The following is a 22,355-nucleotide window of genomic DNA, read 5'->3' as shown; positions in this document are numbered from 1 at the left end:
ACCATGACGGAGTCGGCGGTCGAGCGGGGCATCACCTACCCGCCCGACCTCCCGGTCAGCCAGCGGCGCGACGAGATCGCCGAGGCGATCCGCGACCACCAGGTGGTGATCGTGGCCGGGGAGACCGGGTCGGGCAAGACGACCCAGCTGCCGAAGATCTGCCTCGACCTCGGCCGCGGGCAGGGCGGCCGCGAGGGCGGGATCATCGGCCACACGCAGCCGCGCCGGATCGCCGCGCGCTCGGTGGCCGAGCGGATCGCCAGCGAGCTCGGCACCGGCATCGGCGACCCCGACAGCCTGGTCGGCTACCAGGTCCGGTTCACCGACCGCACCTCGCGCGCGACCCGGGTCAAGCTGATGACCGACGGCATCCTGCTGGCCGAGCTGCAGCGCGACCGGCAGCTGCGCAAGTACGACACGATCATCGTCGACGAGGCCCACGAGCGGAGCCTCAACATCGACTTCCTGCTCGGCTACCTCAAGCGGCTGCTGCCGCGCCGGCCCGACCTCAAGCTGATCATCACCTCGGCCACGATCGACGTCGAGCGGTTCTCCGAGCACTTCGACGGCGCCCCCGTCGTCGAGGTCAGCGGGCGTACCTACCCGGTCGAGGTCCGCTACCGGCCGCTGGTCGACGTCCTGGAGGACGACGACGACGGCGAGCCCATCGTCCGCGACCAGACCGAGGCGATCGTCGACGCGGTCAAGGAGCTCGCGGGCGACGGACCCGGCGACGTCCTGGTGTTCCTGCCCGGCGAGCGCGAGATCCGCGACACCGCCGACGCGCTGTCCACCGCCCTGGGCGAGCGCGGGCCCGAGATCGTGCCGCTCTACTCGCGGCTCTCCGCGGCCGAGCAGCACCGCGTCTTCGCCTCCCACGGCGGCCGCCGCGTCGTGCTCTCCACCAACGTCGCCGAGACCTCGCTGACCGTCCCCGGCATCCGGTACGTCGTCGACACCGGCGTCGCGCGCATCTCGCGCTACTCGGTGCGCACCAAGGTGCAGCGGCTGCCCGTCGAGCCGATCAGCCAGGCCTCGGCCAACCAGCGCGCCGGCCGGTGCGGCCGCGTCGCCCCGGGCATCGCCATCCGGCTGTACTCCGAGGAGGACTACACCTCGCGTCCGGAGTTCACCGAGCCCGAGATCCTGCGCACCAACCTCGCCTCGGTCATCCTGCAGATGACCTCCCTCGGCCTCGGCGACGTCGGCCGCTTCCCGTTCGTGGAGCCGCCCGACAAGCGCAACGTGCAGGCCGGCGTCCAGCTGCTGGAGGAGCTCGGCGCGGTGACTGCCGGGGATGTGGTCTCGAGACAGGCGCCAGCGCGCCTTCCTCAACCACCGGTGGTTGAGGAGGGCCGACCAGGCCCGTCTCGAAACCGACGGTCCAAGCACGACGGGCCGCGGCTGACCGAGGTCGGACGGCGGCTGGCGCGGCTGCCGATCGACCCGAGGCTGGCGCGGATGGTGCTCGAGGCCGAGCGGCTCGGGTGCGTGCGGGAGGTGATCGTGATCGCGGCGGCGCTCAGCCTGCAGGACCCGCGCGAGCGGCCCGCCGAGCAGCGCCCGCAGGCCGACCAGCAGCACGCGCGGTTCAAGGTCGAGGGATCGGACTTCCTCACCTGGCTCGAGCTGTGGCGCTACGTCAAGGCGCAGCAGAAGGAGCTGAGCAGCAGCGCGTTCCGACGGATGTGCAAGCGGGAGTTCCTCAACTACCTGCGGGTGCGGGAGTGGCAGGACTTCGAGTCCCAGCTGCGCCAGGTCTGCAAGGAGATGAAGATCGACGTCGGCCAGCCCGCCGACGTCCCCGACGCCGACGGCATCCACCAGGCGCTGCTGTCCGGGCTGCTCTCCCACATCGGCCTGCTGGAGGAGCGCGACCGCAAGGAGCGCGGCATGCGTGAGTACGTCGGCGCCCGCGGCGCGCGGTTCGCGATCTTCCCCGGCAGCGGCCTCCACCGGAAGAACCCTCCGTTCCTGATGGCCGGCGAGCTCGTCGAGACCGGCCGCCTCTGGGCGCGCCAGAACGCCGCGATCAACCCCGAGTGGGCCGAGCGCCTCGGTGCCCACCTGGTCAAGCGCACCTACTCCGAGCCGCACTGGTCCAAGAAGCGCGCCGCCGTGCTCGCCCACGAGCGCGTCACCCTGTACGGCGTCCCGCTGGTCGCCGACCGGCTCGTCTCCTTCGGCAAGGTCGCGCCGTCGATCGCCCGCGAGCTGTTCATCCGGCACGCGCTGGTGCAGGGCGAGTGGCACACAAGGCACACGTTCTTCGCCCGCAACCGCGCGCTGCTCGAGGAGGCCGCCGAGCTCGAGCACCGCGCCCGGCGCCGCGACATCGTCGTCGACGAGCACACCCTCTTCGACTTCTACGACGCCCGCGTGGGCCCCGAGGTCGTCAGCGGCGCCCACTTCGACACCTGGTGGAAGCGCGAGCGGCAGCGCCGTCCCGAGCTGCTCGACCTCTCCCTCGACCTGCTCACCCACGACACCGCGGCCGACGTGCAGGAGCACGAGTTCCCGACGGCGTGGGCCGGCGGCCGGGAGGGGCTGACCTTCCCGATCAGCTACCACTTCGAGCCCGGCGCGGCCGACGACGGCCTCACCATCGACGTGCCCGTCGCCACCCTCAACCAGGTCGGCGACGACGACTTCTCCTGGAACGTGCCGGGGCTGCGCGAGGAGCTGGTGACCAGCCTGATCCGCAGCCTGCCCAAGAACCTGCGGGTCTCGCTCGTCCCGGCCCCCGACCGCGCCCGCGCCTTCCTGCGCGAGACCCCGCCGGGCGAGGAGCCGCTGCTCGACGCCCTCGAGCGCTGGTGCCGCTCGACCACGGGGGTCGTGGTGCCGCGCGAGGCTTGGGACTGGTCCAAGGTCGCCGAGCACCTGCGACCCACCTACCGCGTGGTCGACGACGCCGGCGCCGAGCAGGCCCGCGGCAAGGACCTCGAGGCGCTCAAGGCGCCGCTGCGACCGCAGTTCGCCGCCGCCCTCGACGAGGTCGCCAGCCACAGCGGGCTGGCGGCGACCGGGCAGACCGCCTGGACCTTCGGCTCGCTCGCACCGTCGATCACCGAGCGGCGCGCCGGGCACGAGGTCACGGCCTACCCCGGCCTCGTCGACGAGGGCACCACCGCCGGGCTGGCGGTCTTCGGGTCGGCCGAGGAGGCCGCGGCCCGTCACCGCCTCGGCGTACGCCGCCTGCTGGCCCTGGCCGTGCCCGACCCGGCCGCCCGCGTGCTCGCCGGGCTCAGCAACCTCGAGAAGCTCGGGCTCGCCGGGTCGCCGTACCCGAGCGTGGCCGACCTGCTCGCCGACTGCCGGGTCGCGGTGCTCGCCGACCTGGTCGACGACCGCGACGAGGTGCGCGACGAGGCGGCCTTCGCCGCGCTCGTGGCCGAGGCGACCCGCGACCACGAGGCCGCGGTGCGGGCCGTCGTCGGCGACGTCATCGTCGTGCTCGACCGCTGGCGGGGCGCCGACAAGGCCCTGGGCGGGCGCGCCGACATGGCGCAGCTGCCGGCGCTGACCGACATGAAGGGGCAGCTGGCGCGGCTGGTCCAGCGGGGGTTCGTGGGGGAGGCCGGGGCGCGGCGGCTGCGCCGCTACCCGACGTACCTGCGGGCCCTGGAGACGCGCCGCGAGCGGCTGACCGGGGCCGGCATCCAGCGCGACCGGCCGCTGATGGACCAGGTGGTGCCGCTGCAGGACGCCTACCAGCACCGGCTCGACGCGCTGCCCGAGGGCCGCCCGCCCGACGACCGGCTGCGGCGGGTGCGCTGGATGCTGGAGGAGTACCGCGTCTCGCTGTGGGCCCAGCAGCTCGGCACCGACGGCCCGGTCAGCGACCAGCGCATCCGCAAGGCGCTGGGCTGAGCCCTCCCAGACACGCCCTAGGCTGGTGCGGTGCCCGAACGCCCCCACCACCGGCCGATGCAGCGCTGGTCGTCCTTCTTCGACGAGGTCGAGGGCGGCGCCGACCCGGCACTGGTCAGCGACGCTGCCGACCGGGCGGCCACGCTGCTCGTGCGCGGCGCCGGCGGGAGCGGTGACTCCGAGGTCGCCGACCGGCTGCTGCACCTCGCCGACACCGAGGGCATCGAGACCATTGCCGAGGTGTGGGCCGGCTCGCCCGCCGACTCCCTGGCCGGCTGCCTGTGGCGGCTGTTCCTGCTGCGCTCGTGGGTGCACCGCGAGCCCGTCCGCGCCGCGCGGGAGTACGACGCCGGCCGCACCGGCGCCCAGGTCGCCGTCGTCGTCGCCGGGGTCGCCATCCCGCCCGGCCCCGACGAGCTGCGGGCGATGATCGACGAGGCGCTCCGCGGCATCGCGATCGGCGACTTCGCCGACGTTCTGCTCCGCGCGGCGGCGTTCGCGCACGTCGTCGCCACCGGTCGCGCCGTCCTGGCCGAACCGACCGACGCCGAGGTACGCCGGATGCTCGGCCTGGCCGAGCAGCTCGAGGCCGCCGCCCGGCTCGAGCTCGCCGGCCGGTTGGCCTGACCCGGCGGGTCCCTGGGTACCGGGCCGCATGACCACCGACACCCCGCAGCCCGAACCCGACCAGGACGCCGAGCCGCCGAAGACCGACGGCGAGACACCGCCCGGCCCGCACCCCGACCCCGCCCCCGGCGAGGACGACTGAGGGACTCCTCACCCCCGACCCGCGCCGCTCCCTGTTGAGGAATGCCCCGGGCGGAGTAGCGTTGTACCTGTCGAGCACGTCGGGCCGCGGCAGCCCCGGGTCCCACAACAAGCCGCCACGAGCGGCCACGCGCCGTGAGGCGCTCCCGGTCCGGCGTGCTCGACGTCCACCTCACCCGACGGCGGTCGAGGAGGTTCCGCCAGGAACCGTCTCGAGACCCGGTGAGGTGCACGCCGACGGTGATGGACGTCGTACGACGCGGGTCGAGCCGGGCCGAGACCCGGCGGGTTGCCCACCGGCGGTGGTCTCGAGACGGCCGTGGCCGGCCTCCTCGACCAGCGTCGGTCGCCGTGGGCGGGGATGCTGCGGGGGTCTCGACTCGCGGAGACCTCGTCCCCGCGGCTCGACCACCGTCGGTGATCGACGCTGGTCGAGCCGGGCGAGCGCCAGCGAGCCCGAGTCGAGACCCGGTGAGATGCGCACCCTGCGGGGGTCTCGACTCGCGGTGACCTCGTCCCCACGGCTCGACCACCGTCGGTGACCCACGCTGGTCGAGCCGGGCGAGCGCCAGCGAGCCCGAGTCGAGACCCGGTGAGGTGCGCGCCGACGGTGATGGACGTCGTACGACGCTCGTCGAGCCGGTCGAGACCGGGTGGGTTTGCCCACCGGCGGTGGTCTCGAGACGGCCGTGGCCGGCCTCCTCGACCAGCGTCGGTCGTCGTGGGCGGGGGTCTCGGCTCGCGGTGACCTCGTCCCCGCGGCTCGACCACCGTCGGTGACCCACGCTGGCCGAGTCGAGACCCGGTGAGGTGCGCGCCGACGGTGATGGACGTCGTACGACGCTGGTCGAGCCGAGACCCGGCGAGGTGCGCGCCGGCCGGAAACAGGTCGGGTCCTGTCCGTGGGTCTGGGTAGGGTGACGCCGCACGCGACCCACGCGTGACGCACCCGAGGAGACTGATGAGACGACGCTGGAGCCGGCGGCTCGCGATCGTCACGGCCCTCGTGCTGGTGCTGGTCCCCGTGACCGCCTGCGAGCAGGAGCAGCCCGAGCCCGACCCGCCGGGGGGCGTCGTCCGGCTGAGCTTCGGTGTCTTCGGGCCCGACGAGCTGGTCGCGGCCTACCAGTCCATGGTCGACGACTACAACGCCGAGGCCCAGAGCGTCGAGGTCGACCTGGTCTCGTGGCCCTCGCGCGAGGAGATGCGCACCGACCTCGACGCCGGCACCGCCCCGCCCGACGTCTACCTCGTGGCGCGGCGCGACCTGGCCGAGGTCATCGAGGAGGAGAGCAACGTGCCGTTGTTCGAGCTGCTCGAGGCCCGCGACGTCAGCTACGGCGACGAGTACGTGCAGTCGACGATCGAGGCGTTCTCCGAGGACGACGACCTGCAGTGCATGCCGTCGGCGGTCTCGCCGATGGTCATCTACTACAACACCGACCTCATCGACTTCGAGCTGATGGGCGAGCGCGACCTGCCGACCCCGAGCGACGAGATCGAGGGCTGGACGTTCGAGGAGTTCGCCGCCGCGGCCGCGTTCGCCAGCCGCCGCGGCGACAACCGCGGGGTGTCGATCTCGCCGAGCCTGTCGGGCCTGGCGCCGTTCCTGCTCTCCGGAGGCGGGAGCCCGTTCGAGGACGGCAGCGACCCGACGTCCCTGGCGTTCGGCAGCAGCGACAACGTCGACACCCTCGAGACCGTGCTGCAGCTGCTGCGCGACCCGCGGCTGACGCTGAGCGACGAGCAGCTCGCCGAGGCCACGCCGCTGGAGTGGTTCGAGCGGGGCGAGCTCGGGATGATCGAGGGCTACCGCGACCTCACCCCTGCCCTGCGCGAGGTCGACGGGCTGCGCTTCGACGTGATGCCGATGCCGCAGGTCGGCGGTCCGGCGACGGTCGGTGAGGTGAGCGGGCTCTGCATCGCCCCCGGTGACCACGTCGAGCAGGCCGCCGACTTCCTGGTCCACGCGATCTCCGACGAGGCGGTCGAGCCCCTCGCCGAGTCCGGCTACGTCGTCCCGGCCAACACCACGGTCGCGCGCTCCGACGCGTTCCTGCAGCCGTCGGACGACCCCGAGAACGCCGGTGTCTTCAACGTCAGCGTCGACAACCTGGTCTTCCTCCCGCTCGTCGACGACGCCGCCGCCCTCGACGAGGCGGTCGAGCCGCTGATCGAGTCGATGCTGACCAGCGTGGGCGTCATCGACGTCTCGGAGGTCGCCGACGAGATCGACGACGCCTCGCAGTCGGTGCTCGACCCCGACTACTCGCCGTCGCCCTCGGACTCTTCGACGTCCTGAGCCGCGGCCGCCTGGGCGCTCCGCTCGGCCTTGGCGGCCCGGTCGGCGGCCTTCTGCGCGGCCTGCTGGGCGGCCTGCTCGTCGGCCTGCAGCACCGCGGTGACGATGACCGGCGCGGTGAGCGCGACCTGCCAGGGGCGGGCGCCCAGCTGCCCGAGCTGGTCGACCACGCGGTCGAGCAGGTCGCCCGGGTCGCGGGTGGCCGGCGGCGTCCAGAGCGTGCGGCGCAGCGTGTCGGGGGTCAGCACGTTCTCCACCGGCAGGGAGTGCTGCTCGGCGATCTCGCCCACCCCGGCCCGCGCGAGCTGCAGCCGGACGGCGGCCACGGGGTCCTTCTCGGCCCACGCACGCGGCGGGGGAGGACCGTCGCCGCGCGGCGAGCGCGGCGGCAGCTGGTCCTCCTCGAGTGCGGCGACCTCGGCCAGCGCCTCGACCCAGCGGGCGGCGTAGCGCTCGGCGCCACGTCCGTGGAAGCCCTTGACCTCGGCCAGCGCGGCGCGGTCGGTCGGCATCGCCGTCGCGGCCGCGACGATCGCCGCGTCGGGGATGATCCGGCCCGGGGTGACGTCGCGGCGGGCGGCCAGCTCGTCGCGGGTCTCCCACAGCGCCTTGACCGCGGCGAGCGAGCGACGGCCGCGGACCCGGTGCAGCCCCGACGTACGCCGCCACGCCTCGGCGCGGGGCGTCGCCTGGAACGACCGGAGCGCGTCGAACTCCTGCCGCGCCCACTCGGCCTTGCCGGTCTCCTCGAGCTCGGCCGCGAGCCGGTCGCGGAGCTCAACGAGCACCTCGACGTCGAGGGCGGCGTACTCGAGCCACGACGCCGGCAACGGCCGGGTCGACCAGTCGGCTGCGGAGTGCTCCTTCTTCATCCGGAACCCGAGCAGGGTCTCGACCAGGGTGGCCAGCCCGACCCGGGGGTAGCCCAGCAGCCGGCCCGCCAGCTCGGTGTCGAAGAGGGCGGCGGGGTACAGGCCGACCTCGTTGAGGCAAGGCAGGTCCTGGGTCGCGGCGTGCAGGATCCACTCGGTGCCCTCGAGCACCTCCGCCAGCGGCGCGAGGGAGTCGAACGCGATCGGGTCGACCAGCGCGGTGCCCGAGCCGTTGCGCCGCAGCTGGATCAGGTAGGCGCGTCCGGAGTAGCGGTAGCCCGAGGCCCGCTCGGCGTCGATGGCGACCGGTCCGGTGCCGGCTGCGAGGGAGGCGCAGTACTCCGCCAACGCCTCGGGGGTCTCGATCAGCGGCGGGAGCCCGTCGGCGAGCGTGAGCAGCTCGGCGAGCGGCTCGACGACCTCGGGGGTCTCGGGCGTCTCGGGCGTCTCGGGGGTCTCGGACTCCGCAGCGGTGGCGGGGCCGGTGTCGTCTGGGGCGGAGGTCATCGGGACGGGGTGCCCCGCTGCCCTCGTCGGCTCGGCAGCACGGCGACGCCCTCGGGCACGGGCTCGAGCCCGGAGGCGGTGCAGAGCAGCTCGCCCCACGCCTCGACGTGCGGCCCGATCTCGAGACCGGCGGGCCCGAGGACCGGAGTCCACGACGCGCGCACCTCGATCTGGGCGGTGCCGCCGTCCTCGGCCATGCCGCCGAAGGACTCGGTGGCGACGCGGGTCACGGTGCCGGAGGCGTGGGTGTGGTCGGCGCCGTTCGACTCGAGGGCGTCGACCAGCCAGGACCAGCCGACGTGGGCCAGCATCGGGTCGGCCACCAGCTCGAGCTCGACCTCGCAGCGGCAGTAGGCCACGCAGCGGAAGGTGCCGTCCCACGCGTCGTTGCCGGCCGGGTCGTGCAGCAGGATGATCCGCCCGGTCCCGACGTCGACGCCGTCGACGGTGACGTCGGCCGACAGCGCGGCGGCGTAGGGGGCGATGCGCTGGGGCGCGGGCATCTCCTCGCAGAGCACCTCGGGCCGCAGCACGGCGGCACGCATGGCCGCCACCGCGGCCCGGAACTCCGTGGGTGCGGCGCTGGGATCGCCCGAGGGCTGGCGCACGACCATGTCGCCAGGGTAGGCGCCGAGGGGAGATCCGATATCGGGACACGCGGGGGCACCTGCGACGCTTGTCACGTGGCACCGCACCCCGACCTGGTCCAGAGCGCCTTCCTCAAGGCCGTCCGTGGTGAGCCCGTGCCGCACACGCCGGTGTGGTTCATGCGGCAGGCCGGACGCTCGCTGCCGGAGTACCTCGAGATCCGCAAGGGCGTCGGGATGCTCGAGTCGTGCATGCGGCCCGAGCTGGTCGTCGAGATCACCCTCCAGCCCGTCCGGCGCTACGGCGTCGACGCGGCCATCTTCTTCTCCGACATCGTGCTGCCGCTCAAGGCGGTCGGGGTCGACCTCGACATCAAGCCCGGCGTCGGACCGGTCGTCGCCTCACCGGTGCGCACCCTCGCCGACGTCGAGGCGATCCCCGACCTGACCCCCGAGCACGTCCCGTTCATCACCGAGGCCGTGCGCGGGCTGGTGGCCGAGCTGGGCGGGACGCCGCTGATCGGGTTCGCCGGCGCGCCGTTCACCGTGGCGTCGTACCTGGTCGAGGGTGGGCCGTCGAAGGAGCACGCACGCACCAAGGCGATGATGTTCGGCGCCCCGGAGGTGTGGGACGCGCTGATGCGCAAGATCGCCGGCATCGCCGCGGCCTACCTCGAGGTGCAGGTGGCCGCCGGTGCCTCCGCCGTCCAGCTCTTCGACTCCTGGGCCGGCGCGCTCACCCCCGCCGACTACCAGGCCTCGGTGATGCCGCACTCGGCCCGGGTGCTGGCGCAGGCCGGCGAGCTGGGCGTGCCCCGCATCCACTTCGGCGTCGGCACCAGCAACCTGCTGGGGCTGATGGGCGAGGCCGGCGCCGACGTCGTCGGCGTCGACTGGCGCACGCCGCTGGCCACCGCCGTCCCCCAGGTCGGCGACCGCGCCGTGCAGGGCAACCTCGACCCGACGCTGGTCTTCGCGCCCACCGAGGTGATGACCGCCCGGGCCGCCGAGGTGATCGAGGCCGGCCGGGCCGCGCGCGGGCACGTCTTCAACCTCGGGCACGGCGTGATCCCGTCCACCGATCCCGACCAGCTGGCGCGGCTGACCGAGTTCGTGCAGACCTACCCGCTCGAGGCTCACCCGGACGGGGCCCGCCCGCCTGCCTGACAGGATCGGCTCATGGCCATCCACAACGCCGACCTGCAAGCCGCCGTCGACGCCACCTCCGTCGCCAAGGACGCAGGCCTGGTGACCGAGGACCAGCTCCTCGACCACCTGCGCGAGCAGCTCGCCGAGCGCGAGGTCGAGACGGCCGACGAGGCGTGGCTGCAGCGGTGCGTCGACGGCATCAAGGCCGACCGCAACTACATGGTCGACGGCGAGCCCCACGACTTCACCCCCCGCTGAGCGGTCGCCCACCGCGTCGTACGACGCCCGATCACCGACGGTGGTCGAGCCGCGGGGACGTCAGTGGGCACCTCGCCGGGTCTCGACTCGGCCAGCGTGGGGGATGGTCTCGAGACGGGCCTGGCGGCCCTCCTCGACCAGCGTGGGTCACCGGCGGTGGTCGAGCCGCGGGGACGAAGTCTCCGCGAGTCGAGACCCCCGCAGGGTGCGCACCTCGCCGGGTCTCGACTCGGGCTCGCTGGCGCTCGCCCGGCTCGACCAGCGTCAGCGGGCGTCGTACGACGGTCGGCCCGGCTCGACCAGCGTGGTGCTGAGCCCGGACGGCCGGCTAGGCGCCGGCGGGGACCTGGGCGTCCGGGGTGGCGGTCGGGGCGGCTGACTGCCGGCGGCGCAGCCACAGCCGCAGCGGGACGCCGAGGACCAGGGCGAGCAGCGCGAACGGCAGGAGCGCGCCGGCACCGGTGAGCAGTCCGGTGGTGACGCTCTTGAAGGCGTCCCAGCCGTTGTCCAGGCCGGCGACGAAGCCCGACTCGTCGTCGTCCTTCTTCTCCTCCTCCTGGCGCTCCTCGCGCGGCCGCTCGACCGAGATGGTGAGGGTCGACATCGACGTCTGGTCGGCCAGGAACGCCTGGCGCTTCTGCAGCGACCCGAGCTCGGCCTCGCGGCGGGCGAGCTCGCGCTCGATGCTGACGATGTCGCGGATGCTGGTCGCCCGGTCGAGCAGGAAGCTGATCCGGTCGATGCTGCGCCGCTGCAGCTCGACGCGGACGTCGACGTCGATGACCTGGGTGCTCACGTCGCTGGTCGTCGAGCTGCTGTCGACCAGGTCGACGCCCTCGTCCTTGCCGACCACCTTGAGCTCGTCGAGCGCGGACTCGAAGGCGTCCACCGGCACCCGGACCGTGAGCAGCGCCCGTTCGGCCTCACCGTCGTCGTCGGCCTCGGTGTTGTCCTCGGCGACCTCGCCGCCGTGCTTGGCGAGGACCCGTCGCACGTCGAAGAGGGTGTCCTCGACGTCCGCCGAGCGCAGCGCCACGGTGCCCTTCTTGATCAGCGACCGCGGGTCGCCCGGCTCCGGGCCCGCCTTGACCGCGGGCTCGGCGGGATCCTGTGCGCTGGCCGTGCCGGTGCGCGCCGCGTCCTGCGCGAGGTCGCTGAAGCCGGCCTCGGCCTCGGCCTCGGCGGCCTCCGGCGCGATCGCGGTGTCGTCGTTCGTCGCGGCGACGGAGCCGCCGCTGTCCCCACCGCTGTCGCTGTCGTCGCCCGCCGAGCAGGCGGCGCCGACGAGGCCGAGCAGGGCGAGGGTGGCGGTGGCCGCGGCGAGGCGGCGGGCGCGGAGGGTCATGCATGACTGACGTCCTCGCCCACCACCTCGTTCCACCGGTCTGGACCAGTGGCGGCCGCGGTGGCTCAGCCGGCGTACGCCACGGCGACGTCGAGGACCCAGGTGATGCCGAACCGGTCGGTGAGCATCCCGTAGAGCGGGGTCCACGGAGCCGGCTCCAGCGGCTGGACGACGGTGGCGCCCTCGGCGAGCCGGGCCCAGGAGGAGGCGACCTCGTCGGCGTCGGTGCCGCGCACCGAGACGAAGAACGGGTCCTCGCCGCGGCTCCACGCGCGGCTGGCCGGCACGTCGTAGGCCATCAGCCGGAAGCCGTTGTCGGCGGTGAGCATCCCGAAGACGACCTGGTCGGCCTCGGCGGGGTCCTCGACCTGCCCCAGGTCGGCGTACGTCGCGACGACCACCTGGCCGCCGAAGACGGACCGGTAGTGCTCCAGCGCCTCGCGTGCCTGGCCGCGGAAGTTCAGGTGGGGGGTGACGTCGATCGTCATGGTCGCTCCTCGTGTCGGTCCGCGCCCTGGTGGCCCGGTGGACCCAGCCTGGCGACAGAAGCGGCCAGATCCTGTCCGGTACTCGTGGCAATCTGGGGACATGTCCGGACCCTCCGCCCGCCTGCTCGCGCTGCTGTCCCTGCTCCAGGCGCGCCGCGACTGGCCGGGCCAGGTGCTGGCCGAGCGGCTCGAGATCAGCGAGCGCACCGTGCGCCGCGACGTCGACCGGTTGCGCGAGCTGGGCTACCCGATCCACGCGACGAAGGGGCCCGACGGCGGCTACCGGCTCGAGGCCGGCGCCGAGCTGCCGCCGCTGCTCTTCGACGACGAGCAGGCGGTCGCCCTGGCGATCGCGCTGCGCATCGCGGCCGGCTCGGGGGCCGGCATCGGGGAGGCGGCGGTCCGCGCCCTGGCGACCGTGCGGCAGGTGCTGCCGGCCCGGTTGCGGCACCGCGTCGACGTCCTCGAGGTCGCGGCCCTGCGCCGCGGCGGCGACCCCGGCGACGGCGTCGACCCCGAGGTGCTCGTCGCCCTGGCCGGCGCGGTGCGGGCGCGCGAGGTGGTGCGCTTCGACCACGGCGACGACCCTGGCGGCGGCCCTGGCGACGACCGGAGAAGTCCGCGCCGCGCCGAGCCCCACCACGTCGTGACCCGGTCCGGACGCTGGTACCTCGTCGGCTACGACCTCGACCGCGACGACTGGCGCACCTACCGCGCCGACCGCCTCCGCCTCCGCACGCCGAACGGCCCGCGTTTCCAGCGCCGCGAGCTGCCCGGTGGCGTCGACGTCGACACCTTCGTCGCCGCCAGGTTCAAGGGCTCACCGGGTGCCGACGAGTGGCCCTGTCGCGGCGAGGTCGTGCTGCACCTCCCGGCGCGCGAGGTGGCTCCGTACGCCGGCGACGCCGTCGTCGAGGCGCTCGGGCCCGACCGCACCCGTCTCGTCGCGGGCTCCTGGTCGTGGGCCGGCCTGGTCGCGATGATCGGGCGCTACGACGCCGAGGTCGAGGTCGTCGGTCCGCCCGAGCTGCGCGCCGAGATGGGCCGGGTCGCCGAGCGCTGGGCACGCGCGGCGGCCGGCGCGTCCTAGGACCGCTTCGCGGTCGCCTTCTTGGGGCGCAGCCGGATCCGGGTCACGTTGCCGCCGGTCTGCTCGACCTCGAGGTAGTCCTGGGCGCGGGCGAGCGTGACCAGCTTGGCGAAGCCGTAGTTGCGGGGGTCGAACGAGGCGTGCCGCTTCTGGATGTGGTTGCCGACCGCGCTGAGGTGGGCCCAGCCGTCGTCGTTGCTCGCGCTCTCGACGGCCGAGCGGAGGATCCCGCGCAGGTCGGGCAGCTCGCGGAGCGGGACGTCGACCTCGGCGGCCGGCGTGTCGGCGGTGCCGGTGATCACCTCGAGGAACTTGAACTCGTCGCACGCGGCGACCAGCGCCTCGGGCGTGGTCCGCCGGCCGATGCCGACGACGTACTTGCCGGCCTCGCGGAGCCGGGTGGCGAGCCGGGTGAAGTCGCTGTCGCTGGAGACCAGGGCGAAGCGGTCGACGTTGCCGGCGTAGAGCAGGTCCATCGCGTCGATGATCAGCGCGGAGTCGGTGGAGTTCTTGCCCTTGGTGTTGGCGAACTGCTGCATCGGCTGGATCGCGTGCGCGAGGAGCGCGTCCTTCCAGCCGACCAGGTTCTGGGTCGTCCAGTCGCCGTAGGCACGCTTGACGGTCGGCAGGCCGAAGCTGGCGCACTCCTCGAGGATCGCCGCGGCGTGCGCGCCGGAGGTGTTGTCGGCGTCGATGAGGACCGCGATGGTGCGGTCGGTGGGGCCGGTCACCCCGGCAGCCTAGGCCTCCGGGACCGAGGGCCGCGGCGCGCCGGACCTTGCATACCCGGCTTAACTAGATAAAGTCACTCTAAATAATCCCGTATTCGGGCCGCGCGTGCAGGAGGCGCCATGTCCAGCACCACCGTTCCCACTCCCCGCACGGCCGTGGTCGTCGGCAACCCGAAGCCGGGGTCGCGCACGCTCACCGCCGCGACCCACCTCGCCCGAGAGCTGGCGGGGGAGGAGTCGACCCTGGTCGTCGACCTGGCGACCGTCGGCGCCGGCCTCCTCGACTGGGGCGACGAGGCCGTCGCGGCGCTCGTCGCCGAGGTGGCCGCCGCCGACCTGGTCGTCGCCGCCTCGCCGACGTACAAGGCGACGTACACGGGACTGCTGAAGCTGTTCCTCGACCGGTTCGCCCCGGCGTCCGGCACCGGCCTCACGGGCCTGGCCGTCCCCCTGATGCTCGGCGGCGGTCCGGCCCACGCACTGGCGCCGGAGCTGACCCTGCGGCCGGTGCTCACCGAGATCGGCGCGACCGTGCCGGTGCGCGGCCTCTACGTGCTCGACTCCGCCCACGACGACCCCGCGGCGTACGCCGACTGGCTGGCCACCGCGCGCCCGGTCGTCTCCACCCTGCTCGCCGCTCGGACAGGAGCCCGCTCATGACCGCCCTGCAGATGCCCACCAACCAGGACTTCGACCCGGCGAGCCTGCGGGCCGCCTTCGGGGTCTTCCCCAGTGGCGTCGTCGCCGTCGCCGCCGAGGTCGACGGCCGGCGCGTCGGTCTGGCCGCGTCGTCGTTCACCTCGGTCAGCCTCGACCCGCCGCTGGTGTCGTTCTCGATCGCCAACACCTCCAAGACCTGGCCCGACCTGCGCCGCGCCGGCCACCTCGGCGTGACGATCCTCGCCGGCCACCACGGCGAGGTCTGCCGCGGGCTCGCCGGACCGGTCGAGCACCGCTTCGACGGCGTCGAGGCCACCGTGAGCGACGACGGCGCCGTCACCCTCGACGACGGCCTGGCGCGCTTCGACTGCACGATCTACCGCGAGGTGGAGGCCGGCGACCACACCATCGTGCTGCTCCTGCTGCACGCCGTCGACGCAGGGGCCGACGCCGCCGACGCCGCCACCCCGCTGGTCTTCCACCGCAGCGGGTTCGGCTCGATGGCGGTCTGAGGCGCGGGGGACGAGGCCGGGCGAGGGACGCGCCCGGGTCACTCCTAGGCTGGCAGGGTGCGGGTCGTCGTCGTCGGAGCCGGGATCGCGGGGCTGACGGCTGCGCACGTGCTGACCGCGGCCGGCGCCGAGGTGGTGGTGCTCGAGGCCGGCGACCGCGCCGGCGGCAAGATCCGTCGTACGCCGGTGGCGGGCGTGAACGTCGACGTCGGCGCCGAGGCGATGGTCAACCGGCGCCCGGAGGGCGTGGGCCTGGCGCGCGAGCTGGGGCTCGACGTCGTGCACCCGGCGGTCGCGTCCTCGCGGATCTGGACCCGGGGTGCCCTCCGCCCGCTGCCGCGCACCCTCCTCGGAGCGCCGCTCGACCTCGACGGCCTCGAGGCCTCCGGCGTGCTGTCCGCGGCCGGGATCGCCCGGGCCCGCGAGGACGTGGGCGAGGTCCTCGACGGCGACGGAGCCGAGGACGCGTCGGTGGGCGACCTGGTCGCCGCGCGGTACGGCGACGAGGTGGTCGACCGGCTGGTCGAGCCGCTCCTGGGCGGGGTGTACGCCGGCCACGCCCGCCGCATCTCCGCGCGCGCGGCGGCGCCCCAGCTGCTCGCCCTGCGCTCCGGTCCGCTCGCGGTCCCGCCCGACCCCGGCACCCCCGTCTTCGCCGGCATCCCCGGCGGCATGGGCCACCTCGTCGAGCGCCTCTCGGCCGGGCTCGACGTGCGCACCGGGATCCTCGTCCGCGAGCTCCTGCTCCTCGACCCCGCCGGCGCGGGAGGGACCCGCTGGCGGGTCGGCGGTGAACCCGCCGACGCCGTCGTGCTCGCCACCCCGGCACCGCCGACCGCACGGCTGCTGGCCGACGTCGCGCCGGCCGCGTCCGCCGAGCTCGCCGGGCTCGCCTACGCCTCGGTCGCGGTGGTCACGCTCGCCTTCGCCGCCGACGACGTGCCCGACGCGGTGCGGGCGGCGTCGGGGTTCCTGGTGCCGCCGGTCGACGGCCGCGCGATCAAGGCGTCGACGTTCACCTCGTCGAAGTGGGGCCGCGACGCCGCCGCCGACGGGGTGGTGCTGGTGCGCACCTCGATCGGGCGGGCGGGGGAGAGCGGCCTGCTGCAGCGCCCCGACGAAGGACTGGTCGCGGCGTCCCGCGCCGACCTGCGCGACGCGGTCGGCCTGCGCGCCACGCCCGTCGACGTGCACGTGCAGCGCTGGGGCGGGGGGCTGCCGCAGTACGCCGTCGGCCACCTCGACCGCGTCGCGCGGGTGCGGGCCGCGGTCGCGACGGTGCCGGGCCTGGCCGTGTGCGGCGCGGCGTACGACGGGGTGGGCGTCGCCGCCTGTATCGCCTCGGCCCGGTCCGCGGCCGCCGCGGTGCTCAGCGGCTGAGCCGCTCCTCCAGCAGCTCCCACACCGCCGTCGGCCGGTCCTGGGTGCCCAGGCCCCGGCTGACGAACGCGGCGGCGTACCGCCCGCCGAACGACCACCAGGCGATGCCCCCGCCGGCGCCGCCCATCCCGATGTCCTCCTCGTCGACCTGGAACCCGCACGACCAGGTCACCGGTCGGTCGAGGACGAGGTCGTGGCCCGTCACCCGGTCGGCGTCGCGGCGACCGACGAGGGCGCCGTGCAGGTCGGCCCCGAGCAGCGTCGCCACGGGTCCACCGGGGTCGACGAGCCCGTCGTGGAACCTGGCGAGCCCGTGCGCCGAGGCGTGCAGGGAGACGGCCGGGAAGCTCGTGGTGCGGAACTCCTCGCTGTTGACCACGGCGGGGTCGAGCAGGCCCGGTGGACGGCCGAGCGCGGGGCCCCAACGGGGGTCGTCGAGGTAGCGCTGCGGCCAGTCGGGATCGACGACCACGACGTCGGCCACCCGCCCGAGGTGGGCGGGGGCGACCTGGAGGTGCAGGTCCCAGCCGTGGACGTCGGCGATGGCGGCGAACCGGTCGGCCAGGCCCTCGCCGGTCGTGCGGCGGACGATCTCGTCGCACAGGTGCCCGTAGGTCAGCGCATGCTCGGCCACCCCCCTCCCCGGCGGGTGCACCGGCTCGGCCTCGGCGAGGAGCGCGACGAGGGCGTCACGGTCGGTGAACGAGAGGTCTGCCGCGGCCGCCGGGAACGCCGGGAGTCCCGCGGTGTGCGTCAGCACGTGCCGCACCGTGGTGGCCTCCTTGCCCCGACAGGCGTACTCCGGCCACACCGACCCCACCGCGTCGTCGAGCCCGACGGCGCCGCGGGCCACGCAGTCCAGGACGGTGAGGGCCGCGAACGGCTTGGCCACCGAGTAGGCCATCACCAGCGTCTCGCGGTCCCACGGCGTCGTCCCGTCACGCGTGCCGACGTGCTGCTCGGCGAGCTCGACGCCGTCGCGCATCACGCAGACGGCGGCGCCGGGCTCGCCGTCGCCGACGAGACCGGCGAGCCAGTCCGCGAGGTCGGAGTCGAGGTCGGTCGACGGGTCGGGCAACGGGTCGGGGGAGGAGGGGTCCGGGAACGGCACACGAGCATCCTGACGGCACAATGGGGTTGTGAGCGACACCAACACCAACGCCGCCCGGCTCCGCGAGCTCAACCAGACCATCCGCTACACGATGTGGTCGGTGTTCCGTCTCGACCGGGTCCTGGGCGACGGCGCCGACCGCGAGGCCGAGGGCGCCGAGGTAGAGAAGCTCTTCGCCGAGCTCGCGGAGTCGGGGGTCGTCGTCCGCGGCGTCTACGACGTCAGCGGCCTGCGCGCCGACGCCGACGTGATGGTCTGGTGGCACGCCGCCGAGTCCGAGCAGCTGCAGGGGGCCTACCACCGGTTCCGCCGCACGGCGTTCGGCAGCCGGCTCGCCCCCGTCTGGTCGCAGGCGGCGCTGCACCGGCCGGCGGAGTTCAACAAGAGCCACGTGCCGGCGTTCCTCGACGGCGAGCCGGCCCGCCGGCACGTGTGCGTCTACCCGTTCGTGCGGTCCTACGAGTGGTACCTGCTGCCCGACGAGGAGCGTCGCGACATGCTGCGCGAGCACGGCATGCAGGCCCGGCCCTACCCCGACGTCCGCGCCAACACGGTGGCGTCGTTCGGCCTCGGCGACTACGAGTGGATGCTGGCCTTCGAGGCCGACGACCTCTACCGGATCGTCGACCTGATGCGCGACCTGCGCGCGAGCCGCGCCCGGCGGCACGTCCGCGAGGAGGTCCCGTTCTACACCGGGTCGCTCACGCCGGTGGCCGTGCTCGTCGACCGGCTGCCCTGACCGGCCGGCCCGGGAACCGTCCGCGGCGACCTCACGTCAGACACACCATGAGGACCCGACCCGTCGCCGTGGTGCTGCCCGCGCTCGCGCTCGCTGTCGGCCTCTCCGCGTGCGGTGACCGCACCGGCGGGGCGGAGCCGGGTGAGGGCGGCGACGACCCCGGCACGGTCCAGGAGGTCCCCGGACCGGCCGAGGTGCCGGTCGACGTGCCGGTCGCCGACGGGGAGGTGACGACGGCGTACGCCGTCATGGTGCTCGACGACGGCGGGGGCGCCGAGCTGTGCCTGGGTGGCGTGGCCGAGTCCTACCCGCCGCAGTGCGGGGGGCCGGGCCTGGTCGGCTGGGACTGGGCCGAGCACCGGGGGCACTTCGAGGAGGCCTCCGGGGTGCGGTGGGGTGAGTTCGTGGTCACCGGCACGTTCGACGGGACCGACCTGACGCCGACCGAGGTCGTCGCCGCGGCCGACGCCGACGAGCCCGCCGGCACCGTCCCCGACGAGCCGGAACGCCGGACGGCGTGCGTCGAGCCGTCCGGTGGCTGGGTGGTCGACCCGGCACTGGCCACGGAGGCCGACGTGGACCGGGCGTTCCAGGTGGCCGAGCGGCTCGAGGCGTACGCGTCGTCGTTCGTGGACACCGCCGGTGACCCGCGGCCGCCGGAGGAGGTCGACCAGGACGCCGCCGCCGGCACCTCTCCCGCGGTCTCGCCGTGGATCGTCGAGGTGGCGGTCACCGAGGACCCGGCTGCCGCGGAGGCGGCGATCCGCGAGGTGTGGGGTGGTGGGCTCTGCGTCACCGAGGCGACGTACACCGCCGCCGAGCTGGACCGGATCGCCGACGAGGTCTTCGACGCGGTGCCCGGGGTCTTGTCCAGTGGTCGTGCCGAGGACCGGGTCGAGGTCGGCGTCGTCCACGACGACGGCAGCATCCAGGCCTGGCTCGACCGCGAGCACGGCGAGGGCGTGGTCCTCGTGTCGTCGGCCCTGCAGCCGGCCTGACCGGTCAGTCCTGCTCGACCGGCTCGACCGGCTCGAGGGTGAGGCTGATCGAGTTGATGCAGTAGCGGTCGCCGGTGGGCGTGCCGTAGCCGTCGGGGAACACGTGCCCGAGGTGGGAGCCGCAGCCGGCGCAGCGGACCTCGACGCGCTTCATGCCGAGGGTGGTGTCCTCGATGTACTCGATGGTGTCGCTGATCGGCTGGTAGAAGCTCGGCCAGCCGCAGCCGGAGTGGAACTTGGTGTCCGACTCGAACAGCTTGGCCTGGCAGGCCTTGCAGCGGTAGATGCCGGTGGTCTCGGTGTCGGTGTACTCCCCGGTGAACGCGCGCTCGGTGCCGGCCTGGCGCAGCACCTGGTACTCCTGGGGCGAGAGCTCGGCGCGCCACTCCTCGTCGGTCTTCTCCACGTCGTAGGCCATGCCCTCGAGCCTACGGGCGGCCGCCCACTGCTGGGGACGCCGCCGCCTGCCGAAGAGCCGCACGCCGCCAGCCTACGAGGCGGCCGGGTCCTCGGGCCGGGGTGAGGCCGTGGCCGAGGGGGACGCCGACGGCGCCGGCGCCGTGGGTGTCGCGGGACTGGGCGCAGGGCTGGGCGTGGGCGTCGGGGTGGGGGTCGGGGTGGGGGTGGGCGTGGGCGTGGGGGTGGGCGCCGGCTGCTGCGGACCTTGACCGCCCTGACCGCCTTGACCGCCTTGACCGCCTTGACCGCCTTGACCGTCTTGACCGCCCTGGCCGCCCTGGCCGGACCCGGTCGCCGGGGCGGGCGGGGTGACGTCGGCCGGCTCGTCGGCGGGTTCGTCCGCGGGTTCGTCCGCGGGTTCGTCGGCCGGCTCGTCGGTCGGCTCGTCGTCCCGGGCGCCCTTCCCGCGACGCGGGCCGTCGGCGGGCTCGGCGGGCGGGCTGGGCAGGTCGAAGACACCGGTGCGGTAGCCGACCGCGAAGGCCAGCACCAGGTCGACGTAGTAGGTCGAGTGGTTGTAGGAGAACACCTGCGCACGCAGCACGGCCTCGTCGCTCAGGCTGCCGGAGTCGGGGCACAGGTAGTAGCCGGCGGCCAGCGCGGCGTCGTCGAGGTCGTTGGGGTCGCGGCGGCCGTCGCCGTCGCCGTCGCGGCCCGCGGTGCGCCAGGTCGAGGGGATGAACTGGAGCGGACCGACCGCGCGGTCCCAGGTGCGGTCGCCGTCGAGGCGTCCGCCGTCGCTGTCGGGGATCGCCGCCACCGGTCCGACGCCGTTGAGCGGCAGGCCGAGGATGGGCGGGCGCGGGACGCCGTCGACGCCGAGCCGCGAGCCGCCGTAGCGGCCGTGGTCGGTCTCGACGCGCCCGATGCCGGCGAGCAGCTCCCAGGGCAGGTCGCACCCGGGCTGCACGCGCTCCATGGTGCGGGCGGCGCGGCCGTAGGCCTTGCGGGCGGCCACCGGCAGCCCGTGGTCGGACTCGGCGCTGATCCGGGCGAGGTCGACGCCGCGCGAGGAGACCCGCGCCGACGGTCCCGCCGCCGGCCGGGCGCGGTTCGAGGCGAGCAGGGTCGTCATCCCGGTCGCGGCCGTCCCGGCCGGAACCGTGCCGACGGCGACGATCCCGGGGTCCGACGGCGGCTCCGCCGGCCCGCTGGCGCGGGGGACCGGGCTGCCCGCGACCCCGATCGCGACCACCATCGCCGTCGTGACGACAGGCACGAGGCCCAGCAGGGCGTGCTGTCGGAGCGTGCGCATGGCGTTCCCGGTGAGGTCAGGTGGGGGTCGTCGGCGGTCCGGGGGACGGACCCGCCACCTGGAGCATCGGCATCGTGACGCCGTACTTGAGCCCGACCCGATCCCGCCGGGTCGAGTACGGTCGGACCCATGGCGAAGACCCCCGCCGCCGAGGTCCAGGCCGGAGGGCGCGCGGTGCGCGTCTCGAGCCCCGACCGGGTGATCTACGAGGCCACCGACCGCACCGCCGAGGTCACCAAGCTGATGGTGGCGGAGTACTTCGTCAGCGTCGAGGACGGCCTGATGCGCGCCCTGCGCGACCGCCCGACGGCGCTCGAGCGCTGGACCTCGGGCGTCCGTGAGGGCATGAGGCTGGCCACGGGACCGCAGGACCGCGACGCCGACGCGTTCTACCAGAAGCGCGTGCCCAAGGGGGCGCCCGACTACCTGGAGTCGGTCGAGATCACCTTCCCCAGCGGGCGCACGGCCGAGGAGATCTGCCCCACCGAGATCGCGGTGCCGGTCTGGTGCGCGCACATGGGCGCCCTCACCTTCCACCCGTGGCCCGTGCGCCGCGACGACGTCGACCGCCCCGACGAGCTGCGCATCGACCTCGACCCGCAGCCCGGGACGTCGTTCGCCGACGCGGTGCGCGTCGCGGGGCTGGCCGACGAGCTGCTGCGCGAGCTCGGGCTGGTCGGCTACCCCAAGACCAGCGGCAACCGGGGCATCCACGTCTACGTGCGGATCGAGCCGCGGTGGGAGTTCACCGACGTCCGCCACGCCGCGATCGGGTTCGGCCGCGAGCTGGCCCGCCGCGACGAGGGCGTGACGGTGGAGTGGTGGAAGGAGGAGCGCGGCGAGCGGATCTTCGTCGACTACAACCAGAACAACCGAGACCGCACGATCGCCTCGGCCTACTCGCTGCGCCCGATCCCCGGCGCGCCGGTCTCCACGCCGGTCACCTGGTCCGAGCTGGCCGACCTGCGCGGCCCCGAGGACCTCAACCTCTTCACGGTCCCGGACCGCGTGGCCGACGGCGACCCGTGGGCCGCCATCGACGACACGGCGTACTCGCTCGACCCGCTGCTGGCGCTGTGGGAGGAGCAGGGCGCCGTCGAGCTCAGCTTCCCGCCCGACTACCCCAAGATGCCGGGCGAGCCGCCACGCGTGCAGCCGAGCAAGAAGGTCGCCGAGCACTGGGACGACGACGGCAACTTCGTCGGTCCGCGGCACTGACCCGGTCGCGGGTCCTGGGTCGCGCCGCCCGCCGACCCCACTTCGGGGTGAAG

Annotated in this window: 20 protein-coding genes; 12 read left to right on the top strand and 8 right to left on the bottom strand. The window is 74.4% G+C overall.

The features are described 5' to 3' along the window. Positions 1–3 precede the first annotated feature (3 nt). The 3 genes from hrpA (at position 4) to AC4MBH_RS07585 (ending at position 6,943) form a co-directional block, all read left to right on the top strand. On the top strand, positions 4–3,873 hold the full coding sequence (hrpA, locus tag AC4MBH_RS07595; RefSeq protein WP_491794000.1) for an ATP-dependent RNA helicase HrpA: 3,870 nt from the start codon (positions 4–6) through the stop codon (positions 3,871–3,873). A gap of 30 nt (positions 3,874–3,903) precedes the next feature. Further along, positions 3,904–4,500 (top strand): hypothetical protein, encoded by a 597-nt coding sequence (locus AC4MBH_RS07590; protein ID WP_491793999.1) that lies wholly within the window; start codon positions 3,904–3,906, stop codon positions 4,498–4,500. Between the two features lie 1,102 nt (positions 4,501–5,602). Next, a complete protein-coding gene (locus AC4MBH_RS07585) occupies positions 5,603–6,943 on the top strand; it encodes a sugar ABC transporter substrate-binding protein (RefSeq protein WP_491793998.1) in 1,341 nt (446 codons plus the stop codon). On the opposite strand, the gene AC4MBH_RS07580 is transcribed toward AC4MBH_RS07585, so the two are convergent. Together AC4MBH_RS07580 and AC4MBH_RS07575 are read right to left on the bottom strand one after the other, a co-directional pair. Beyond that, positions 6,907–8,322 (bottom strand): ribonuclease D, encoded by a 1,416-nt coding sequence (locus AC4MBH_RS07580; RefSeq protein ID WP_491793997.1) that lies wholly within the window; start codon positions 8,320–8,322, stop codon positions 6,907–6,909. The genes AC4MBH_RS07585 and AC4MBH_RS07580 overlap by 37 nt on opposite strands. Then, positions 8,319–8,936: a DUF3000 domain-containing protein gene (locus AC4MBH_RS07575; protein WP_491793995.1), complete on the bottom strand. Its 618-nt coding sequence runs from the start codon at positions 8,934–8,936 to the stop codon at positions 8,319–8,321. The genes AC4MBH_RS07580 and AC4MBH_RS07575 overlap by 4 nt, the downstream gene beginning before the upstream one ends. Positions 8,937–9,005: 69 nt before the next feature. Here AC4MBH_RS07575 and hemE point away from each other — a divergent pair, with 69 nt between their 5' ends. Continuing rightward, complete coding sequence (hemE, locus tag AC4MBH_RS07570) at positions 9,006–10,076, top strand: uroporphyrinogen decarboxylase (protein ID WP_491793994.1); 1,071 nt, start codon at positions 9,006–9,008, stop codon at positions 10,074–10,076. 12 nt (positions 10,077–10,088) lie between these two features. Beyond that, positions 10,089–10,316, top strand: coding sequence for a hypothetical protein (locus AC4MBH_RS07565; protein ID WP_491793992.1), 228 nt, complete (start codon positions 10,089–10,091; stop codon positions 10,314–10,316). A 328-nt stretch (positions 10,317–10,644) separates the two neighbouring features. Here AC4MBH_RS07565 and AC4MBH_RS07560 read toward each other — a convergent pair whose 3' ends face one another. Both AC4MBH_RS07560 and AC4MBH_RS07555 read right to left on the bottom strand, forming a co-directional pair. Next, complete coding sequence (locus tag AC4MBH_RS07560) at positions 10,645–11,661, bottom strand: DUF4349 domain-containing protein (RefSeq protein ID WP_491793990.1); 1,017 nt, start codon at positions 11,659–11,661, stop codon at positions 10,645–10,647. 65 nt (positions 11,662–11,726) lie between these two features. Next, complete coding sequence (locus AC4MBH_RS07555) at positions 11,727–12,149, bottom strand: VOC family protein (RefSeq protein WP_491793989.1); 423 nt, start codon at positions 12,147–12,149, stop codon at positions 11,727–11,729. Positions 12,150–12,249: 100 nt separating this feature from the next. Between AC4MBH_RS07555 and AC4MBH_RS07550 the strand changes: the two genes are divergently transcribed. After that, on the top strand, positions 12,250–13,239 hold the full coding sequence (locus AC4MBH_RS07550) for a helix-turn-helix transcriptional regulator (protein ID WP_491793988.1): 990 nt from the start codon (positions 12,250–12,252) through the stop codon (positions 13,237–13,239). Here AC4MBH_RS07550 and AC4MBH_RS07545 read toward each other — a convergent pair. After that, entirely contained in the window at positions 13,236–13,970 is a 735-nt protein-coding gene (locus AC4MBH_RS07545) for an NYN domain-containing protein (RefSeq protein ID WP_491793986.1), read from the bottom strand. The two genes, AC4MBH_RS07550 and AC4MBH_RS07545, sit on opposite strands and share 4 nt — an antisense overlap. A 120-nt stretch (positions 13,971–14,090) precedes the next feature. Here AC4MBH_RS07545 and AC4MBH_RS07540 point away from each other — a divergent pair, with 120 nt between their 5' ends. The 3 genes from AC4MBH_RS07540 to hemG are packed head-to-tail and all read left to right on the top strand — an operon-like array spanning position 14,091 to position 16,522. Further along, the gene (locus AC4MBH_RS07540; protein ID WP_491793984.1) at positions 14,091–14,630 is read left to right on the top strand and encodes an NAD(P)H-dependent oxidoreductase; all 540 of its coding nucleotides are present in this window, start codon (positions 14,091–14,093) and stop codon (positions 14,628–14,630) included. Beyond that, on the top strand, positions 14,627–15,142 hold the full coding sequence (locus AC4MBH_RS07535) for a flavin reductase family protein (RefSeq protein WP_491793982.1): 516 nt from the start codon (positions 14,627–14,629) through the stop codon (positions 15,140–15,142). The genes AC4MBH_RS07540 and AC4MBH_RS07535 overlap by 4 nt, the downstream gene beginning before the upstream one ends. Before the next feature lie 57 nt (positions 15,143–15,199). Then, positions 15,200–16,522 (top strand): protoporphyrinogen oxidase, encoded by a 1,323-nt coding sequence (hemG, locus tag AC4MBH_RS07530; protein ID WP_491793980.1) that lies wholly within the window; start codon positions 15,200–15,202, stop codon positions 16,520–16,522. Here the strand turns inward: hemG and AC4MBH_RS07525 are convergent. Further along, positions 16,512–17,633 carry a serine hydrolase domain-containing protein gene (locus AC4MBH_RS07525; protein ID WP_491793978.1) on the bottom strand — a complete coding sequence of 374 codons (1,122 nt, stop codon included), beginning with the start codon at positions 17,631–17,633 and terminating at the stop codon, positions 16,512–16,514. The two genes, hemG and AC4MBH_RS07525, sit on opposite strands and share 11 nt — an antisense overlap. 28 nt (positions 17,634–17,661) lie before the next feature. Here AC4MBH_RS07525 and hemQ point away from each other — a divergent pair, with 28 nt between their 5' ends. Both hemQ and AC4MBH_RS07515 read left to right on the top strand, forming a co-directional pair. Beyond that, positions 17,662–18,372, top strand: coding sequence for a hydrogen peroxide-dependent heme synthase (gene hemQ / locus AC4MBH_RS07520; RefSeq protein ID WP_491793976.1), 711 nt, complete (start codon positions 17,662–17,664; stop codon positions 18,370–18,372). Positions 18,373–18,419: 47 nt separating this feature from the next. Then, the gene (locus tag AC4MBH_RS07515; RefSeq protein WP_491793974.1) at positions 18,420–19,370 is read left to right on the top strand and encodes a hypothetical protein; all 951 of its coding nucleotides are present in this window, start codon (positions 18,420–18,422) and stop codon (positions 19,368–19,370) included. 4 nt (positions 19,371–19,374) lie between these two features. Here AC4MBH_RS07515 and msrB read toward each other — a convergent pair whose 3' ends face one another. Together msrB and AC4MBH_RS07505 are read right to left on the bottom strand one after the other, a co-directional pair. Continuing rightward, on the bottom strand, positions 19,375–19,788 hold the full coding sequence (gene msrB / locus AC4MBH_RS07510) for a peptide-methionine (R)-S-oxide reductase MsrB (RefSeq protein ID WP_491793972.1): 414 nt from the start codon (positions 19,786–19,788) through the stop codon (positions 19,375–19,377). A 72-nt stretch (positions 19,789–19,860) separates the two neighbouring features. After that, entirely contained in the window at positions 19,861–21,084 is a 1,224-nt protein-coding gene (locus tag AC4MBH_RS07505) for a lytic murein transglycosylase (protein WP_491793970.1), read from the bottom strand. 129 nt (positions 21,085–21,213) lie between these two features. On the opposite strand from AC4MBH_RS07505, the gene AC4MBH_RS07500 reads away from it, so the two are divergent. After that, positions 21,214–22,302, top strand: a complete 1,089-nt coding sequence (locus AC4MBH_RS07500) for a DNA polymerase domain-containing protein (protein WP_491793968.1) — start codon at positions 21,214–21,216, stop codon at positions 22,300–22,302. The last annotated feature ends 53 nt before the right edge of the window (positions 22,303–22,355 follow it).

The organism is Nocardioides sp. WJ219, from assembly GCF_058559815.1.
This window is presented reverse-complemented; position numbering and strand designations above follow the sequence as displayed.

Coding starts and splice junctions, on each gene's coding strand:
- hrpA (WP_491794000.1), top strand. CDS start 4: ATGACGGAGTCGGCGGTCGAGCGGGGCATCACCTACCCGCCCGACCTC.
- AC4MBH_RS07585 (WP_491793998.1), top strand. CDS start 5,603: ATGAGACGACGCTGGAGCCGGCGGCTCGCGATCGTCACGGCCCTCGTG.
- AC4MBH_RS07580 (WP_491793997.1), bottom strand. CDS start 8,322: ATGACCTCCGCCCCAGACGACACCGGCCCCGCCACCGCTGCGGAGTCC.
- AC4MBH_RS07575 (WP_491793995.1), bottom strand. CDS start 8,936: ATGGTCGTGCGCCAGCCCTCGGGCGATCCCAGCGCCGCACCCACGGAG.
- AC4MBH_RS07565 (WP_491793992.1), top strand. CDS start 10,089: ATGGCCATCCACAACGCCGACCTGCAAGCCGCCGTCGACGCCACCTCC.
- AC4MBH_RS07560 (WP_491793990.1), bottom strand. CDS start 11,661: ATGACCCTCCGCGCCCGCCGCCTCGCCGCGGCCACCGCCACCCTCGCC.
- AC4MBH_RS07555 (WP_491793989.1), bottom strand. CDS start 12,149: ATGACGATCGACGTCACCCCCCACCTGAACTTCCGCGGCCAGGCACGC.
- AC4MBH_RS07550 (WP_491793988.1), top strand. CDS start 12,250: ATGTCCGGACCCTCCGCCCGCCTGCTCGCGCTGCTGTCCCTGCTCCAG.
- AC4MBH_RS07540 (WP_491793984.1), top strand. CDS start 14,091: ATGTCCAGCACCACCGTTCCCACTCCCCGCACGGCCGTGGTCGTCGGC.
- AC4MBH_RS07535 (WP_491793982.1), top strand. CDS start 14,627: ATGACCGCCCTGCAGATGCCCACCAACCAGGACTTCGACCCGGCGAGC.
- AC4MBH_RS07515 (WP_491793974.1), top strand. CDS start 18,420: ATGAGGACCCGACCCGTCGCCGTGGTGCTGCCCGCGCTCGCGCTCGCT.
- msrB (WP_491793972.1), bottom strand. CDS start 19,788: ATGGCCTACGACGTGGAGAAGACCGACGAGGAGTGGCGCGCCGAGCTC.
- AC4MBH_RS07505 (WP_491793970.1), bottom strand. CDS start 21,084: ATGCGCACGCTCCGACAGCACGCCCTGCTGGGCCTCGTGCCTGTCGTC.
- AC4MBH_RS07500 (WP_491793968.1), top strand. CDS start 21,214: ATGGCGAAGACCCCCGCCGCCGAGGTCCAGGCCGGAGGGCGCGCGGTG.